Source organism: Ruegeria sp. AG7, assembly GCF_056541545.1.
The window spans coordinates 236,623-251,698 of the sequence record NZ_JBQFYP010000006.1 but is presented as its reverse complement, the minus strand read 5'-3'; the positions used below and the strand labels follow the sequence as shown (position 1 = coordinate 251,698).

At 61.2% G+C, this 15,076-nt stretch carries 16 protein-coding genes; 7 read left to right on the top strand and 9 right to left on the bottom strand.

The genetic code is table 11. The features are described 5' to 3' along the window. The first annotated feature begins 19 nt into the window (after positions 1-19). Positions 20-829, top strand: coding sequence for an SDR family oxidoreductase (locus ACR0BF_RS10715; protein ID WP_480554417.1), 810 nt, complete (start codon positions 20-22; stop codon positions 827-829). A 22-nt stretch (positions 830-851) separates the two neighbouring features. On the opposite strand, the gene ACR0BF_RS10710 is transcribed toward ACR0BF_RS10715, so the two are convergent. The 7 genes from ACR0BF_RS10710 to ACR0BF_RS10680 all read right to left on the bottom strand — a co-directional run bounded on the left by ACR0BF_RS10710 (position 852) and on the right by ACR0BF_RS10680 (position 9,323). Then, positions 852-2,162, bottom strand: a complete 1,311-nt coding sequence (locus ACR0BF_RS10710) for a M16 family metallopeptidase (RefSeq protein ID WP_480624881.1) — start codon at positions 2,160-2,162, stop codon at positions 852-854. After that, positions 2,159-3,499, bottom strand: a complete 1,341-nt coding sequence (locus tag ACR0BF_RS10705) for a M16 family metallopeptidase (protein WP_480624880.1) — start codon at positions 3,497-3,499, stop codon at positions 2,159-2,161. The genes ACR0BF_RS10710 and ACR0BF_RS10705 overlap by 4 nt, the downstream gene beginning before the upstream one ends. A gap of 81 nt (positions 3,500-3,580) precedes the next feature. Next, positions 3,581-4,096 (bottom strand): DUF3035 domain-containing protein, encoded by a 516-nt coding sequence (locus ACR0BF_RS10700; RefSeq protein WP_480474232.1) that lies wholly within the window; start codon positions 4,094-4,096, stop codon positions 3,581-3,583. 50 nt (positions 4,097-4,146) lie between these two features. Further along, entirely contained in the window at positions 4,147-4,623 is a 477-nt protein-coding gene (gene lspA, locus ACR0BF_RS10695) for a signal peptidase II (RefSeq protein ID WP_480474233.1), read from the bottom strand. Further along, positions 4,623-6,212 carry a bifunctional phosphoribosylaminoimidazolecarboxamide formyltransferase/IMP cyclohydrolase gene (gene purH / locus ACR0BF_RS10690; protein ID WP_480624879.1) on the bottom strand — a complete coding sequence of 530 codons (1,590 nt, stop codon included), beginning with the start codon at positions 6,210-6,212 and terminating at the stop codon, positions 4,623-4,625. Before purH ends, lspA begins: the two co-directional genes overlap by 1 nt. 22 nt (positions 6,213-6,234) lie before the next feature. Continuing rightward, the gene (locus ACR0BF_RS10685; RefSeq protein ID WP_480622584.1) at positions 6,235-7,974 is read right to left on the bottom strand and encodes a heparinase II/III family protein; all 1,740 of its coding nucleotides are present in this window, start codon (positions 7,972-7,974) and stop codon (positions 6,235-6,237) included. A gap of 89 nt (positions 7,975-8,063) precedes the next feature. Further along, the gene (locus ACR0BF_RS10680) at positions 8,064-9,323 is read right to left on the bottom strand and encodes an RsmB/NOP family class I SAM-dependent RNA methyltransferase (RefSeq protein ID WP_480517971.1); all 1,260 of its coding nucleotides are present in this window, start codon (positions 9,321-9,323) and stop codon (positions 8,064-8,066) included. An 88-nt stretch (positions 9,324-9,411) separates the two neighbouring features. Between ACR0BF_RS10680 and ACR0BF_RS10675 the strand changes: the two genes are divergently transcribed. Continuing rightward, positions 9,412-9,594: a DUF1674 domain-containing protein gene (locus tag ACR0BF_RS10675; RefSeq protein ID WP_480474237.1), complete on the top strand. Its 183-nt coding sequence runs from the start codon at positions 9,412-9,414 to the stop codon at positions 9,592-9,594. A 4-nt stretch (positions 9,595-9,598) separates the two neighbouring features. On the opposite strand, the gene ACR0BF_RS10670 is transcribed toward ACR0BF_RS10675, so the two are convergent. Beyond that, entirely contained in the window at positions 9,599-10,453 is an 855-nt protein-coding gene (locus ACR0BF_RS10670; RefSeq protein WP_480493939.1) for a LysR family transcriptional regulator, read from the bottom strand. Positions 10,454-10,552: 99 nt separating this feature from the next. Between ACR0BF_RS10670 and tmpA the strand changes: the two genes are divergently transcribed. From tmpA to ACR0BF_RS10655, 3 genes are read left to right on the top strand one after another with little or no spacing between them, the layout of a single operon-like run. Continuing rightward, positions 10,553-11,689, top strand: coding sequence for a 2-trimethylaminoethylphosphonate dioxygenase (tmpA, locus tag ACR0BF_RS10665; RefSeq protein ID WP_480624878.1), 1,137 nt, complete (start codon positions 10,553-10,555; stop codon positions 11,687-11,689). Then, positions 11,686-12,276 carry a (R)-1-hydroxy-2-trimethylaminoethylphosphonate oxygenase gene (gene tmpB, locus ACR0BF_RS10660; protein ID WP_480493940.1) on the top strand — a complete coding sequence of 197 codons (591 nt, stop codon included), beginning with the start codon at positions 11,686-11,688 and terminating at the stop codon, positions 12,274-12,276. The genes tmpA and tmpB overlap by 4 nt, the downstream gene beginning before the upstream one ends. Then, positions 12,273-12,941: an ureidoglycolate lyase gene (locus tag ACR0BF_RS10655; RefSeq protein WP_480474243.1), complete on the top strand. Its 669-nt coding sequence runs from the start codon at positions 12,273-12,275 to the stop codon at positions 12,939-12,941. The genes tmpB and ACR0BF_RS10655 overlap by 4 nt, the downstream gene beginning before the upstream one ends. Positions 12,942-13,027: 86 nt before the next feature. Here the strand turns inward: ACR0BF_RS10655 and dapB are convergent, their stop codons facing one another. Further along, positions 13,028-13,837 (bottom strand): 4-hydroxy-tetrahydrodipicolinate reductase, encoded by an 810-nt coding sequence (dapB, locus tag ACR0BF_RS10650; protein WP_480517976.1) that lies wholly within the window; start codon positions 13,835-13,837, stop codon positions 13,028-13,030. A 92-nt stretch (positions 13,838-13,929) separates the two neighbouring features. Between dapB and rbfA the strand changes: the two genes are divergently transcribed. Together rbfA and ACR0BF_RS10640 are read left to right on the top strand one after the other, a co-directional pair. Continuing rightward, on the top strand, positions 13,930-14,325 hold the full coding sequence (gene rbfA / locus ACR0BF_RS10645; RefSeq protein WP_480474247.1) for a 30S ribosome-binding factor RbfA: 396 nt from the start codon (positions 13,930-13,932) through the stop codon (positions 14,323-14,325). Next, a complete protein-coding gene (locus tag ACR0BF_RS10640) occupies positions 14,322-15,065 on the top strand; it encodes a phosphodiester glycosidase family protein (RefSeq protein ID WP_480517979.1) in 744 nt (247 codons plus the stop codon). Before rbfA ends, ACR0BF_RS10640 begins: the two co-directional genes overlap by 4 nt. The last annotated feature ends 11 nt before the right edge of the window (positions 15,066-15,076 follow it).

The window sequence follows — 15,076 nt, the reverse complement described above, 5'->3', positions numbered from 1 at the left end:
CCTGCCAAGGGAGGCCTAAATGGATTTCTCAGGAAAAACCGTCATCGTGATTGGCGGAACCAGCGGTATCAATCGCGGCATTGCCGAGGCTTTTGCGGCCTCGGGCGCCAAACTGGCCGTGGCCAGCCGGTCGCAGGAAAAGGTCGATGACACCATCGCTGCGCTGAAGGCCGCGGGCGCACAGGATTCGATTGGGGCTGCGTTTGATGTGCGCGATGCCGACGCTGTGGCGGCGGGACTGAAGCAGTTCCATGACGCCTTCGGGGATTTCGATGTGCTGATCTCGGGCGCGGCGGGCAATTTCCCGGCGCTGGCATCCGAAATGTCAGTCAACGCGTTCAAGACCGTGATCGATATCGACTTGATGGGCACGATCCACGTGATGAAGGGGGCCTATCCGTTCCTCAAACGCCCCGGTGCCAGCATCATCAATATCTCGGCCCCGCAATCCTATCTGCCGTATGAGGGCCAGTCCCATGTCTGCGCCGCCAAGGCGGGAGTCGACCAGATCACCCGCACCTTGTCAATGGAATGGGGTGTCGAGGGGATAAGGGTGAATTCGGTTGTGCCGGGGTTCATCGAAGGCACCGAAGGTGCGAGACGCCTTGCGCCCACCCAAAACGCCCACGAAGAACTTCGCCGGGACGTGCCGTTGGGCCGCTGGGGTCAACCGCAGGACGTGGCCAATGCCTGCCTGTTCCTCAGCTCGGATCTGGCCAGTTATATCAGCGGCACGGTTCTGGCCGTGGACGGGGCACTCTATCAGCGCGGATCGGGCAAGTTCGGGCAGATGATGGGCGATATGCTGCGGAGTATGAAAAAGAGGTGAGCCGCAACTCACCCCTTGCAGTTCAGTTGGTAGTTTCCAGACCAACCGGCTTTCCAACAACAGTGAAATGCAGGCCGTCCGGGTCCAACAGTTCGGATGCAACGCGGTTCACGTCTTCCAGTGTGACCGCGTTCACCTTGTCATTGCGGGTGGCGATATAGTCGATGGGCAATCCCTCCATCTGCATCCCCACCATGATCCCGGCAATCTGTCCGTTGCCGTCAAAGCGCAGCGGATAAGCGCCGGTCAGATAGGTTTTGGCATCGTCCAGTTCCTTCTGCGTCACCCCTTCGGTGGCGGCGCGCGCCCATTCGTTTCGAATAACCTCTATCGCCTCGGCAATGCGGTCATTGGCCGATGACACCGACCCCAGGTAAACCGAGGCCAGATCCTTGGGCACAAGATAGGTTCCAACCCCATAAGTCAGGCCACGCTTTTCGCGCACCTCCTGCATCAGACGGCTTTCGAACCCGCCACCGCCAAGGATGTGGTTCAGGATATAGGCGGCAAAAAAATCGGGATCGTCCCGATCTATTCCGGCATGGCCAAACAGCGCCACGGATTGCGGGGTGTCAAACTCGACAACACTGATCCCGCCGGGGATGGTCACGTTGGCCTTGCCCGGGATGGGCTTGCCCGTTTCCGGCAGGTCGGCGAGCAACGTGTCAAGCAATGCGCCCAGTTCTTCGGCCGTGATATCGCCGACGGCCCCCACATAAAGGCGATCCTTGGCAAAAACGCTTTCATACGCCGTTACCACATCATCCCGTGTCAGCGCCGAGACACTTTCGATCGTGCCCTTGCCTTCGGAACCGTAAGGGTGATCGCCATAGGCCATCCGGGCAAAGTTGCGGCCTGCAATCTCGTTCGGGTCGGTCTGATCTGATCGCAGCCCGGACAGGATTTGCGCGCGCACACGGTCAACCGCGTCCTGATCAAAGCGCGGTTCGTGAATCGTCTCACGCAGCAGGTCGGAAACCTCATCCCGGTTTTCGGTCAGAAAACGTGCGGAAATCGAAACCGTGTCGTCACCGGCGTTATAGCGGAACGATGCGGCCAGCGCCTCAAGCTCGCGCGCATAGGTCCGCGCGTCCATTTCGCCGGACCCTTCCTCGATCAACCCACTCATCAGATAGACCGCGCCGCGCTTGTCCGGGTCGTCCAGCGACGTACCGCCACGGAAGCGCAGCTCAAGCGCGGTGAAAGGGATGGAGTGATCCTCGACCAGCCATGCGGTGATCCCGCCGGGCGAGGTTACTTCCTCGATCTCGATCTCGGCCAAAGCGGGCAGTGCAACCAGACAGGTAATCAGCGTTGCGAGAAACCGTTTCATTGCGTCACCTCATCATCGCGCATCAGCCAGCCGGTGACCGACGCCTCGGGTTGCAGAACGTCGCGGGCGGCGGCGATGATTTCGTCTCCGGTCACGGTCTGAAGGATATCAGGCCATGCCTGCACGTCCTGTATTGTCAGGCCGCTGGTCAGGGCGCGCCCATAGCGGTTGCCGATCCCGTCCACATTGTCCCGTGCATAGGTCTGCGCGGCCCGCAACTGCATCTTGATACGGTTCAGATCGTCCTCATCGACACCTTCGGCAATGAAATCGGCCACGGCCTGATCCATGGCATCCTCGGCCTCTTGCAGGGAAACCCCTTCGGCGGGAACGACCAGCAGGTCGAATGTTGTGTCATCCAGCGAGACGTCACGATAGAACGCCCCGGTATAAACAGCCATTTTCTGATCGAATTGCAGCTTTTCGTTCAGGTAAGAGGTCGTGCTGCCCCCCAGAAGTTCCGCCAACAGAAACAGGGCTGCCGCCTTTTCCTGATCGCCCGGATCGCGTTCCGGCGCCAGGTAACTGCGCTGGATGTAGGGCTGCGCCACGCGAGGGTCCTTGAAAGTCAGACGGCGTTCGGCGGTTTGCGGGGGTTCCTGCGACCGGACCCGTTCCGGCAAATCCGCATTGGCGGGAATCACACCGTAATACTGATCGGCCAGAGTGCGGACCTCGGCGGGATCAACGTCTCCGGTGACAACCAGAATGGCGTTATTGGGCGCGTAGTGGGTCTGGTAGAATGACAGCGCGTCTTCCAGTTCCAGTTCTTCCATCTCGTGCTTCCAGCCGATGATCGGCACGCCATAACGGTGATTGAGGTATTGTGCTGCGCTCATCTGTTCGCCGAACAGGGCGCGCGGGTTGTTCTCGGTGCGCTGGTTGCGTTCTTCAAGGATCACATCGCGCTCGGTCACGATATCTTCTTCGCTCAGGCGAATGTTCCGCATCCGGTCCGATTCCATGCGCATCATCAGCTCAAGCCGGTCGGCAGCGACGCGCTGGAAATAGGCAGTGTAATCATACGAAGTGAACGCGTTGTCGTTGCCGCCATTGGCCGCGACGGTGGCCGAGAATTCGCCCGGTGCCAAAGTATCTGTGCCCTTGAACAGCAGGTGTTCAAGAAAATGCGCGACACCCGACGACCCGATCGGCTCATCCGCCGATCCGGCGCGGTACCAGACCATGTGCTGCACAACAGGCGCGCGGTGGTCTTCCACCACGACGACATCCATGCCGTTGTCCAAAGTGAATGTGGTGACCGCTTCTTTCCCACCCTCGGCAAAAGCCGGTGTGGTGGCGATCAGGGCAGCCGACAAGGCAAGGGCCCGAACCATGGGGCATCCTCCGTTTCGTTTCTGTCATTCAAACTACGGTGGTGCGGCCCGGGTTCAAGCCCGATGACGGAAAGTTAAGAATTATTCATTCGGCGGCGAGGTTGGAGTCTCGACCCCGGCCCGGCGGGCGGCTTCGGTTTCCGAATACGGATCGATCGACTGGCGTTCGTAGACCTGATTATAGCGGTCGACAGGGAACAGGCGCAGACCGGTCCAGCGGCCCCGGCGTTTGCGGAATGCGGCGTCCTCGGCTTCGACCACCTGCCGCGTATCGGGTGACACGCCATAACGGCTGGACGCCGTCACAAGCGCCGCATCCGACGACGGCACACCAGCGTTGGGGTTCAGGGCGGCGGCATTACCACCCAGCGCGACCACCAAATCGGCTTTGGGGGTCGGGTCTGTCAGGTTTCCGCCACCCGGCGTGGGTGCCGGCAGAAACGCGTAATCCTGAGGCTGGGTCAGCGGCTTGACTGGCAATACCGAAAATTCATCCGGACCCTGTCCCGGAGGCGCCAGATCCCGCAGTCCGGGATTCGAACATGCCGCGACCGCAGCGGCAACTGTCAGAACAAATATGGCGCGCGGCATCCGCATTGGTGTCTCCAGCCTGTTTCAGGCGCTTTTATCGCAAATCATTCCGCGCGTCACGAGGGCTTTTTGCCGTCAAACAAAACCAGCCCCAGCGCTCCGGCGAATATGAACACATCCGCCAAGTTGAACACAAACGGGTTGTTGATGCCACAGCAGGACATGTTCAGGAAATCCAGAACAAACCCATAGAGGAGCCGGTCGATCACATTCGCAAGCGCTCCGCCGATCAGAAGGCCGCCACAGAGCAACATGAATTTCGAACGCGTCGAACGACCAAGCCAGACAAGAACACCGATACAGATCACCACGGACACACTGATCAGAAACCAGCGTGCGGCCTCAGAGTCGCCCTGAAACAGGCCGAAATTAATGCCTCGATTCTCGCCGTATTTGAACACCAGCAGCGGTGGCAGAACATCGATACCGTCGGGCCGTTCAGCCACGCGCAGGACGTGAACGACCAGATATTTGCTGATCTGGTCGATCGCAAAGGCGGCCAAGGCTGCCCAGAGAAGCAGGCGTGACCGCATCAGTGACGGAAATGACGCATACCGGTGAAGACCATCGCCAGTCCGGCCTCATCGGCTGCGGCGATCACTTCATCGTCGCGCATGGACCCGCCCGGCTGAATGACGCAGGTCGCGCCCGCTTCGGCGGCTTCCATCAACCCGTCGGGGAAGGGGAAAAACGCATCCGATGCCACGGCCGAACCGATGGTCAGCGGCTGCGGCAAGCCCAGCGTTTCAGCCATGCGTTCGGCTTTCTTGGCCGCGATCAGGGCCGAATCCACTCGGCTCATCTGCCCCGCGCCAACACCCACGGTCGCGCCATCCTTGACGTAGACGATGGCGTTGGATTTGACGTGTTTGGCCACTTTCCACGCGAACAACAGGTCACGCATCTGCGCGTCAGTCGGGGCTTTCTTGGTCACGACCTTGAGGTCGTCCATGCCGATAAAGCCGTTATCCTTATCCTGCACCAACAGCCCGCCAGCCACCTGACGGACGGTTTTGCCACCTTCGGTTACATCCGGCAGCGCCTCGGTCGTCAGCAGGCGCAGGTTTTTCTTGGCGGCAAAGATCGCCTTGGCCTCGTCCGAGGCACCGGGGGCAATCACAACCTCGGTGAAGATGCCCGTGATCTCTTGCGCTGTTTCTGCATCCAACGGCTGGTTCAGCGCAACAATGCCACCAAAAGCCGAGGTGCGGTCGCAGTCAAATGCCGCCTTGTACGCCTCGAGAAGGGTTGCACCTGTGGCTACACCGCAAGGGTTGGCGTGTTTGATGATGGCGCAAGCCGCGCCTGTCGCTGGATCAAACTCGGCCACCAGTTCAAAGGCCGCGTCCGTGTCGTTGATGTTGTTATAGCTCAGTTCCTTGCCCTGATGCTGTACGGCGGTGGCGACACCGGGGCGGTTGGTGCCGTCCGTGTAGAACGCTGCCTGCTGGTGGCTGTTTTCGCCATACCGCAGGGTCTGCTTCAACTCACCGGCAAACGCGCGGCGCTTGGGAGCGTCCAGTTGCAGCGCATCCGCCATCCAGTTCGAAACAGCGGCGTCATAGGCCGCTGTTCGGGCATAGGCCTTTTGCGCCAGCCACTGGCGGAAGCCATAGGATGTCTTGCCATAGTTTTCTTCCAGCTGATCCAGCAGGGACGAATAATCCTCGACATCCACCACCACGTTCACAAAGGAATGGTTTTTTGAGGCCGCGCGGATCATCGCCGGGCCGCCGATGTCGATATTCTCGATACACTCGTCATAGCCCGCGCCCTTGGTGACTGTTGCCTCGAACGGGTAGAGGTTTACGACCAGCAGGTCGATGGCGCCGATGCCATGTTCCTCCATCGCCGCAACATGGGTGTCATTGTCGCGCAGCGCCAGCAACCCGCCATGCACCATCGGGTGCAGCGTCTTGACCCGGCCATCCATCATCTCGGGGAACCCGGTGATTTCGCTGACATCGCGAACCTCAAGCCCTGCATCGCGCAGCGCCTTGGCGGTGCCGCCTGTCGACAACAGTTCGATCCCGCGTTCGGACAGCTCCTTGCCCAGCTCGATCAGCCCGGTCTTGTCGGAAACGGAAAGCAACGCGCGGCGCACGGGATGAAGGTCGGTCATGGGTCCAAAGGTCCTTTTGGCGTCAGTCAAACTTGGGCTCGTCCCGGTGCGTATCGCGCACGGCATAGGCTGTATCCTGCGCCTTGCTCAGCGTCCACCGGATGCGCGTCGCATACTCCATTGCGCGGCCAGATAGAACGATCTGTTTTGTCGCGCGTGGCTTTAAACGGCCCTTTTCAAGGTAAACACTTGGTTCGACAGATAATTTTCCCACGCCATCATGGCGGAAAACCCAGATCTCGCCGCTTTTGAGCGCCATCGACACTGCCGCCCCGCCCAGATCCAGCGCCGCATCAACGTCAGGATGCAGATGAAAACGGATGTCATAGCCAATGCCCTTGAGGCCCGAGGCGTCCAACGCCCTGTCGAACTGACGCTTGGCCTTGTCGGTTGCGGTCAGCAGAATATCCTCGACCGTCAGCTCACGCCCGTCAAAGCGCAATTCGAATGTGCGCGCGTGGGTCAGCCCGAAGACTTTGACATATCCGTCATGCCCGGCCATGAAACGGATGCCTTCGAACGCATCTTCAAAATCGACTGGAACGTCCTGTGGCGCGTCGACCAGCGCCTGACTTTCGCGGCCCGGCAACGGGTTGGCCAACCGCGCGCTCGAGAACCCGTCCAGACACAGGGTTGAGTGAGATGGGGTCGCACGCCCGGCACGGCGCCAATCCAGCCCGAAACTGGCCCCCGATCCACAATTCACGATCAAAGGGCGGCGCCCCGAGGTCAGCTCGAACGCCAGCGTTGAGGCGTGCGCGTTGAATGAGGCCGCTCCGGAGGGCGGCGCGCTGGCATCCACGATCACCGTGGTGCGTGCTGCGGCCAGGCGGGCATAGCCCATTGGCAGTTCGGTCGCCGCCTTGTGCTTGACGCCACTTTGCGCAAGCGCCTGTTCCAGCCGCCCTTCGACCCCGCGCCCGCCACCGTGAAACCGCGCCAGCGCGCCATCCGCATGGCGCAGACTGCGCAAGGTCGGTGCGATCCGCTTGATCGCCTTGGCCTGCGCGACAGGTGTGCCGCGTCCAAGATCGCTCAGCGCCGCCGACGTCCAGCTGAGCAGCATGAACACCTCAAGCAGCTCTTCCGGGTTGCGTGTTGGAATACCGCCCTTCGCATCCACCTGCCGGTCACACTCACCAGCCAAAGCCCGCAGGGCCGGATCGGCCATCTGCTCCAACCCCTCCAGCGCCAATCCGGCTTGCACAAGACCGGCCAGCGCCTCGAAACGCGGCAACCCGGGCGTCGCGGCCTGCCAGCGTTTGGACAGGAACCATGTTTGCTGCGCCAAAGACCGAAAGAACAGTTTGCTTTGCTTTTCATCTGCCCCGCGCAGCAGAAAAAGCGCATGGTTGATCCAGCGCATCACCCGCCGCCCGGTCAGGTCAGGCACCCAGCCCGGGCCCTGCCCGCGGCCATGCGTCTCGATCCAGCCCCAAACCCAGCGCTGCGCTTTTTCCCGTGCGCGCATATCACCGACAGCGGCCAGATCATCCAGCCATGCAAAACCATGGCGTTCCTCGTCAAAGCCGGCGCTGGGGGCAATGACATCCCACAACGCGGTATCGTCTGCCTCGACCAGATAGCCGGCGAACAAGAGATTCCCCGCAACCAGCTGCCGCCCGCGCGCAAACGAACCAACGGTACGCGGCTGGGGCTGCGCAACAAACCCCGTGGCGGCCTTTTGCCGTTGGCTGAGACGCGCGTAGAAACGGTTCTGCAACCGCATCCACCGACTGGCCATGGTGTCCGAATTTGACATGCGCGTGTTACTCTGCCCCTTGCGCTCTGCTGGCGCTTGAGACCCAACGATAGACCGCGCCGATCGTCAAGTCATCGAAAAGCGTGCACTCAGGCGGATTTGTTCAGGCAGGCGATATAGAACCCGTCCATACCCCCGCGCTCGGGCCAGTAATCGGGCCGCAGACGCAGGCCGCCTTCCTCAGTGATCCAGTTGTCTTCGATGCCGGGTAAGTTCAGAGCGGCGCGATCAACACGCATGTCCGGATACATGCCCAGCGCGTCTTCGATCTGAACCTCGCCCTCATCCGGCAAGAGCGAACAGGTGCAATAGACCAGCCGCCCGCCGGGTTTCAGCAGCGTCCACGCATGGGCCAGCATCTGCGCCTGCAAATCAATCAGTCCGCCAAATTCCGAGCCATCCTTGGCAAAAGGCAAGTCAGGATGCCTGCGGATCGTACCCGTAGCCGAGCAGGGTGCGTCCAGCAAAATTGCGTCGTACTGACCCTGATGGTCCAGAGCGTCACCCACGATGACCTCTGCCTGCAACCCGGTCCGGGCGAGGTTTTCGCGCACGCGTTCGGTGCGCGCCGCGGATACATCCAGCGCCTTCACATCCGCCCCCGCCGCAGCCAGTTGCATCGTTTTGCCGCCCGGAGCCGCGCAAAGGTCCAACACCTTCTCGCCCGCCTTCGGTGCCAGAACACGCACCGGCAGCGCGGCTGCCGCGTCCTGCACCCACCAATCCCCAGCCTTGTATCCCGGCAAGGCCGAGACCTGACCCGCATCCTGAATACGCACAGACCCGGTGGGCAGCTTTTCGCCCGGGGGGCCTTCTGCCCCCGGCTTCAGTGTAAGGTCCAGTGGTGCGCCCGCGAAATGCGCCTGTTCCATACCGGCAACCGCTTCGGCACCCCAGGCCGCGATCAGAGGTTCTCGCAACCACTCCGGCAGGCGCGGGACACGCATTTTCGGCCATGCCTCTGGACCCTCGGACGCGACCTTGCGCAAAACAGCATTCACCAGCCCTTTCAGACGCCCGTGCTTGCGCGAGCGGCTGATGATTTCAACCATGGAGTTCACCACCCCATGCGCGGCTTCCCCGTTGCACAGTTCGACCGCACCCAGCCTCAGCGCGTTGTGTACGGTCAGGGCGGGTGTTCGGTTCAGGTGGTTGTCCAGCAGACGGTCGGCGCGCTCCAGCCCGCGCAGGGTTTCCGACGCCAGCCGCTGGGCACGCGCGCGATCCTCTGGCCCCAACCGATCCAAAGCGCCCGCAGCGAGGCATTCAGACAACAGGCGGCCTTCGCCCAGAACCTGATCCAATAGATAGATTGCGCTGCGCCGTGCTGCTGTCGCGCTGTTTGTCATGGTACTGCCTTCATGTGACCTGTGCCCGCATTGCCATTGGCGGACGCGGGCGTATATCAAGGCTATGCACGGAAAGGAACCCGATGTCATGAGTGACGACCGCAAAGACCTGCCCCCCGCCGCCCAACGCGCGCTGGCTGAAGCGGAAGAACGCCGCCAAAAAGCCCGGGCCGAGGCCAGGGAAATGCCCAAGGAACTGGGCGGACGCGATGGGTTGGACCCCGCCCGTTACGGCGATTGGGAAAAGAAAGGCATCGCCATCGATTTCTAGGCCCTCAACCGCGCAGGGCCTTCAGAAAATCATCGATCAGGGCGCGCTGTTTCCTGGACTGCGCCCGATCTTCAGGCCATGACAGCCAATACCCGTCCTTGGTTTGCAGCTCTGGCAGCTCCAACCTGCGCAACCGGCCATCCTTTAGGTCACCGGACGCCAGCGGAACCGAGCCCAGAACGATCCCCATTCCGCGCCTTGCCGCCGAAACGGCGTGCTCCATCGAATCGAAACTGACATGTGATGGCGCGACTTCTCCATGCCCGCATTTCCGGACCCACTCGCGCCAGCCCGGACGTTCACCGCGCAGATCGATCAGGGGGGCACCCCATTCAACACCCGGCGCGGCCATCGGCACCAGCACCTCGCGCGCGATCAATACCGCGTCGCGCCCGGCCCACACCCCCCTGCCATAGCGGATTTGCAGCCAGGTGCGTTCCTCGTCCAGCGACGACCGGCGCGCAACCGAGTCGGTCATCACCCGCACCTCGGGGCGCAGATTTCGGAACACAGGCAGGGCTGGTACAACAAGGGCGTGAATGTTTGACGACAACCCGGCGACCCTGAGTTCGCGTGGCGATTTTCCAAACAGATCCTCGGTGTTGCGTTCCAACGCCAGCAGGCTGTCCTGCACGAGCGGCAGATAGCTTTCACCTTCGACCGTCAGCGACACGCCGCGCGCCTCGCGCACAAACAGGGACCGGCCCAGCCACGCCTCAAGATTGCCGATCCTTTGACTGACAGCGGCCTGCGTCAACCCGAACTCTTTCGCCGCGGCCGAGAACCCGCCAAGCCGCCCGGCGGCTTCGAACACGCGCAACCAATCCAGCGGCGGTAATCCGGTCTTATTCTTAGCCATTAGTTTTTCCAAGCCTCAGCCGAAATAAGGATTAATTGTCGTAATGCCACGAACGGCGTATCTGCTCAACCAAAGCCCGCGCCGAACAGGAGACCCCCAATGCTGCGCACCGCCACCCACGACACCTCGATTGTTACAGTCGCGTTTGACACCGGGACCAAGGCCCGTTTCCACGCCATCTGGCTGCGCGACAACGCGCTGGACGCTGATACCCGCGCACCGGGCAACGGTCAGCGCCTGATCACCATCGGCGATATTCCTGCCGACATTTCGGTCAGTTCAGTCGAGGTGGTCGCGGGTGACCTGCAAGTCACGTTCCAGCCTGAGGGCAAAACCGTTACCTTCCCGGCGGACTGGTTGGCCGAAAACAGCTATGACCGCGATCATGACATTGCGCTGGGTCGCATCGCCGCCGGCATCACGACCTGGGAGAGTGGCATCGCCGCGCCCAGCGGCGATTGGAACGAGGTCCATGCCAACCCGGCTGCCAAGCGCAATTGGCTGGCCGCTGTGGCCGAGTTCGGCTTTGCCAAGCTGACCGGCGGCCCGACCGAGCCTGAATCGCTGCTGAAGGTCGCTGGCCTGTTCGGCTATGTCCGCGAAACCAATTATGGCCCCTATTTCGAAGTGCGGACCGAGGTGAACCCGACCAACCTTGCCTATACCGGGCTTGGCCTTCAGGCGCATACCGACAACCCCTATCGCGACCCGGTGCCGACCTTGCAAATCCTCTATTGTCTGGAAAACTCGGCTGAAGGCGGGGATTCCATCGTTGTTGATGGCTTCCGCGCTATCGAAAAACTGCGTGACGCAAACCCCGAAGGCTTTGCCCTGATGGCCGGATATCCGGCGCGGTTCGAATACAAGGGCTCGGACGGGGTCTGCCTGCGGTCACGCCGTCCGATGATCGAGTTGTCGCCGGATGGCGAGCTGATCGGCATCCGCTTCAACAACCGCTCTTCTGCCCCCTTCGTAGACGTGCCGTTCGACAAGATGGAGGCTTATTACGCCGCCTATCGCCAATTGGGGAATATCATCGACGATCCGGCGATGGGCGTTTCCTTCAAACTGGAACCGGGGGAAAGTTTTATCGTCGACAACACCCGCGTCCTGCACGCGCGGCTTGGCTATTCCGGAGCCGGATCGCGCTGGTTGCAGGGATGTTACGCCGACAAGGACGGGTTGCTGTCCACACTGGCGGCGATGGAGATGGCGCAGCCGGAGGCAGCGGAATGAAACCCGATTTCTCGACCCTGAACCGGGACAATATCGTTGCCTTCATCGGTGACATCTTTGCGCGCCGCGGCGGTGAAGAATATCTGGGCGAGCCTGTCACCATGGCCCAGCACATGCTGCAAGGCGCCACCATTGCCGAGCAGAACGGGATGCCCGAGGAAATCATCGTCGGCGCATTGCTGCATGACATCGGCCATTTCACATCCGAGTTCGGCACCTACCACCCGGATGACACCGAAGACCGCCACCATGAGGACGCAGGCGCCGAGGTACTGGAGCAGTTCTTCCCTTCGGTCATCACCGATTGCTGCCGCTATCACGTGGCGGCCAAGCGGTATCTGTGTGCCACCAAGCCCGAATATTTCAATCGCTTGTCCGCCGCATCGGTTCACACGTTGGAACTGCAAGGTGGCCCGATGAGCGCCCAAGAAGTTGCCGCGTTCGAAGCCAACCCGAACCTGAAAGAGATCATTCAGGTCCGCTATCTGGATGAGGCCGGAAAACGCGCGGATATGGAAACCCCTGACTTTGCACATTTTGCGCCGATGGTGCAGCGTATGGTCGACAAGCACATGGAGGCCGCATGAACGCCCCGGAATATATCTTTGAAGCCAGCACCAAACCCTCGTTGCCCTGGCACGAGGTTCCCCTGATCCGCGCAACGGACGCCTCGGTCAAAGGTTATGGATGTCTGGTCGATGATCCCGAAGAGTTCGAGATCGAGATCACCCGCTGGCCACAACAGGGGTGGCGGCCGATCGACGAAGGCACAGGCGATGAAGGCGGCTGGGTCGAAGGCACCTTTCGCGGTGAGTGGAAGGGAGACGTGCTTTACGGCGAGAACGAAGCGGTCAATGGCCACTATGTCCTGGGATGGTCAACCGATCCGCAGCAGGCGCAGACAAGCCGCCAAACAGCGCCCCGCGATCAGGTGCTGCTGTGGCACATGAACTATCACCCGGATGGCGGGCAGATGTTCTGGCCGCTCGACAACAAGCCCTTCATCATTCCTGCCGCGTTGCCCGGCGACAACCTGACGCCGGAAAAGGTGGTGGCGTTCTGGTGCGACGGTTCGCGCGGGCTGTATATCCATCCCGGTATCTGGCACGAGGGGATATTCCCGGTTGAAAACAACCAGCGGTTCCTCGACCGGCAGGGTGCAGTACACGCGCGGGTCAGCGCTGATATCGGTCAGGAATTTGGCGTCTACCTCGCCTGCCCGCTGCGCGCCGACAAGATCAGGGACTTGTAAGAAAAGCACCGCTTGTTGCTGCGGTGCTTTTTTGGAGCACCGCATTCATTCGATTTGTTGATTTGACCGCGTATGTTTAGCAGCGCCTACAACCCCAACACATCGACCATGTCATACTGACCCGGCGCCTTGCCCTGCCCCCACAGGGCCGCCTTCAGCGCGCCGCGGGCAAAGATGGCGCGGTCCGTGGCCAGATGGCGCAGGACGATGCGTTCTCCGGGGGCGGCGAACAGAACATCATGTTCCCCCACGATGTCGCCGCCGCGAATAGCGTGAAAGCCGATATCTCCGCGCTTGCGCGCGCCGGTGATGCCGTCCCGGCCCCGGTCGGACACATCCGACAACTCGACGCCGCGCCCTTCGGCTGCGGCCTCACCCAGCATCAGCGCCGTGCCCGAAGGTGCATCGACCTTGTGATGGTGGTGACCTTCGATGATCTCGATATCGAAATCCTCATCCAATGCGGCCGCGACCTTTTTGGTCAATTGCACCAGAAGATTGACGCCAAGGCTCATGTTTCCGGCCCGAACGATCACCGCATGGCGCGACGCGGGTTCCAAAGCTGCGATCTGTTCGTCGGACATGCCGGTGGTGCCGATCACATGCACACAGCGCGCCTGCGCGGCCAGCGCGGCAAATTCCAGAGTCGCTTCGGGCGCGGTAAAGTCGATTACGGCCTGCGCCTGTGCAAACGCCTCCAACGGGTCGTCGGTCACGGTCACGCCCAGCGCGGGGCCGCCCATCGCTTTGCCCACGTCCTGACCGATCCAGTCATGGCCTTTCCGCTCGACCACACCCACCAGGCGCGCCTGATCGCTGTCGGTGACGGTCTTGATCAGCATCTGCCCCATACGGCCCGAAGCCCCTGTGATGACGATCCCCGGAATATGGGTCATTGCGCTGGTCCTTTTCGTTAAGTCGGCTCGAAGCCTCCTACCCCGTTCGCGCCCGCTTGGCAAAGCCCCGCTTTGCGCTTAGATCGGGGATTATGGCAAAGAACAAATTCCATGATGGCCCCGGCCCGTCCCAACGGCAGCTGCGTGTCGGCGAACTGATCCGTCGCACTCTGTCCGAAGTTCTGGCGCGCGGAGATGTCCATGACCCCGACCTGAACCGCTTGTCGATCACAGTGGGTGAGGTGCGCACCTCGCCCGATCTGAAGATCGCCACCGCCTATGTGCTGCCCCTTGGCGGCCGAGGGCAGGAGGACGTAATCGAGCTGCTGGCCCGCAACAAGGGTGAGCTGCGGCGTATGGTCGGCAAGAAAGTCGGCCTGAAATTCGCGCCCGATCTGCGCTTTCGGCTGGATGACACGTTTGACCGTCTGGACGACACCCGCCGTATGTTCGAACAGGACGCGGTGCGCCGCGATCTGGACGAGTGATCCGCACGTTTGTCACATTGGCGACGCTTCTCTGGGCCGCGCAGGCAGGCGCGGTCACTTGTGAAAAGCTGACCCATGAGGACAAACGTTATACGGTTTGTAACGTCGATGCCGCCATTGAAGATCTGCGGCTGTTTCTGAACGGCAAAGACGGTCAGGTATTGGGGCATTTTTCGTCGGTCAACGAAGTGCTGGCCCCGGAAGGCAAACGGCTGGCTTTTGCAATGAACGCGGGCATGTATCACGACGACCGTTCACCGGTTGGCCACTATGTCGAGGACGGGCAGGAACAGATGCGTGTGATCGCCAACCCCGGCCCCGGCAATTTCGGGTTGCTGCCCAATGGCGTGTTCTGCATCCGCAAGGGCCGGGCGGATGTGTTTGAAACGCTTGATTACGTGGATCAGGCCCCCACCTGCCGCTTTGCTACCCAATCCGGCCCTATGCTTGTGATCGACGGAGAACTGCACCCGCGCTTCCTGCCCGATTCGACCTCGCTTTATGTTCGCAATGGGGTCGGCACCAGTTCCGACGGTACGCGAGCGGTGTTTGCGATCTCGGAAGATTATGTCACCTTCCACGAATTCGGGCGTCTGTTCCGCGATGTGCTTGGCACACCAAACGCGCTGTTTTTCGACGGCAATATCTCGCGGATGTATGAGCGGGCCAGCAACCGCTCGGATCTCGGATTCTCGCTGGGGCCGATTGTCGGCGTGGTCGAAGAAATGCCCGCAAATTGACAGCGGCAGAG

Excerpts from the sequence above, each read along its gene's own strand:
- ACR0BF_RS10715 (WP_480554417.1), top strand. The coding sequence starts at position 20 with ATGGATTTCTCAGGAAAAACCGTCATCGTGATTGGCGGAACCAGCGGT.
- ACR0BF_RS10710 (WP_480624881.1), bottom strand. The coding sequence starts at position 2,162 with ATGAAACGGTTTCTCGCAACGCTGATTACCTGTCTGGTTGCACTGCCC.
- ACR0BF_RS10705 (WP_480624880.1), bottom strand. The coding sequence starts at position 3,499 with ATGGTTCGGGCCCTTGCCTTGTCGGCTGCCCTGATCGCCACCACACCG.
- ACR0BF_RS10700 (WP_480474232.1), bottom strand. The coding sequence starts at position 4,096 with ATGCGGATGCCGCGCGCCATATTTGTTCTGACAGTTGCCGCTGCGGTC.
- lspA (WP_480474233.1), bottom strand. The coding sequence starts at position 4,623 with ATGCGGTCACGCCTGCTTCTCTGGGCAGCCTTGGCCGCCTTTGCGATC.
- purH (WP_480624879.1), bottom strand. The coding sequence starts at position 6,212 with ATGACCGACCTTCATCCCGTGCGCCGCGCGTTGCTTTCCGTTTCCGAC.
- ACR0BF_RS10685 (WP_480622584.1), bottom strand. The coding sequence starts at position 7,974 with ATGTCAAATTCGGACACCATGGCCAGTCGGTGGATGCGGTTGCAGAAC.
- ACR0BF_RS10680 (WP_480517971.1), bottom strand. The coding sequence starts at position 9,323 with ATGACAAACAGCGCGACAGCAGCACGGCGCAGCGCAATCTATCTATTG.
- ACR0BF_RS10675 (WP_480474237.1), top strand. The coding sequence starts at position 9,412 with ATGAGTGACGACCGCAAAGACCTGCCCCCCGCCGCCCAACGCGCGCTG.
- ACR0BF_RS10670 (WP_480493939.1), bottom strand. The coding sequence starts at position 10,453 with ATGGCTAAGAATAAGACCGGATTACCGCCGCTGGATTGGTTGCGCGTG.
- tmpA (WP_480624878.1), top strand. The coding sequence starts at position 10,553 with ATGCTGCGCACCGCCACCCACGACACCTCGATTGTTACAGTCGCGTTT.
- tmpB (WP_480493940.1), top strand. The coding sequence starts at position 11,686 with ATGAAACCCGATTTCTCGACCCTGAACCGGGACAATATCGTTGCCTTC.
- ACR0BF_RS10655 (WP_480474243.1), top strand. The coding sequence starts at position 12,273 with ATGAACGCCCCGGAATATATCTTTGAAGCCAGCACCAAACCCTCGTTG.
- dapB (WP_480517976.1), bottom strand. The coding sequence starts at position 13,837 with ATGACCCATATTCCGGGGATCGTCATCACAGGGGCTTCGGGCCGTATG.
- rbfA (WP_480474247.1), top strand. The coding sequence starts at position 13,930 with ATGGCAAAGAACAAATTCCATGATGGCCCCGGCCCGTCCCAACGGCAG.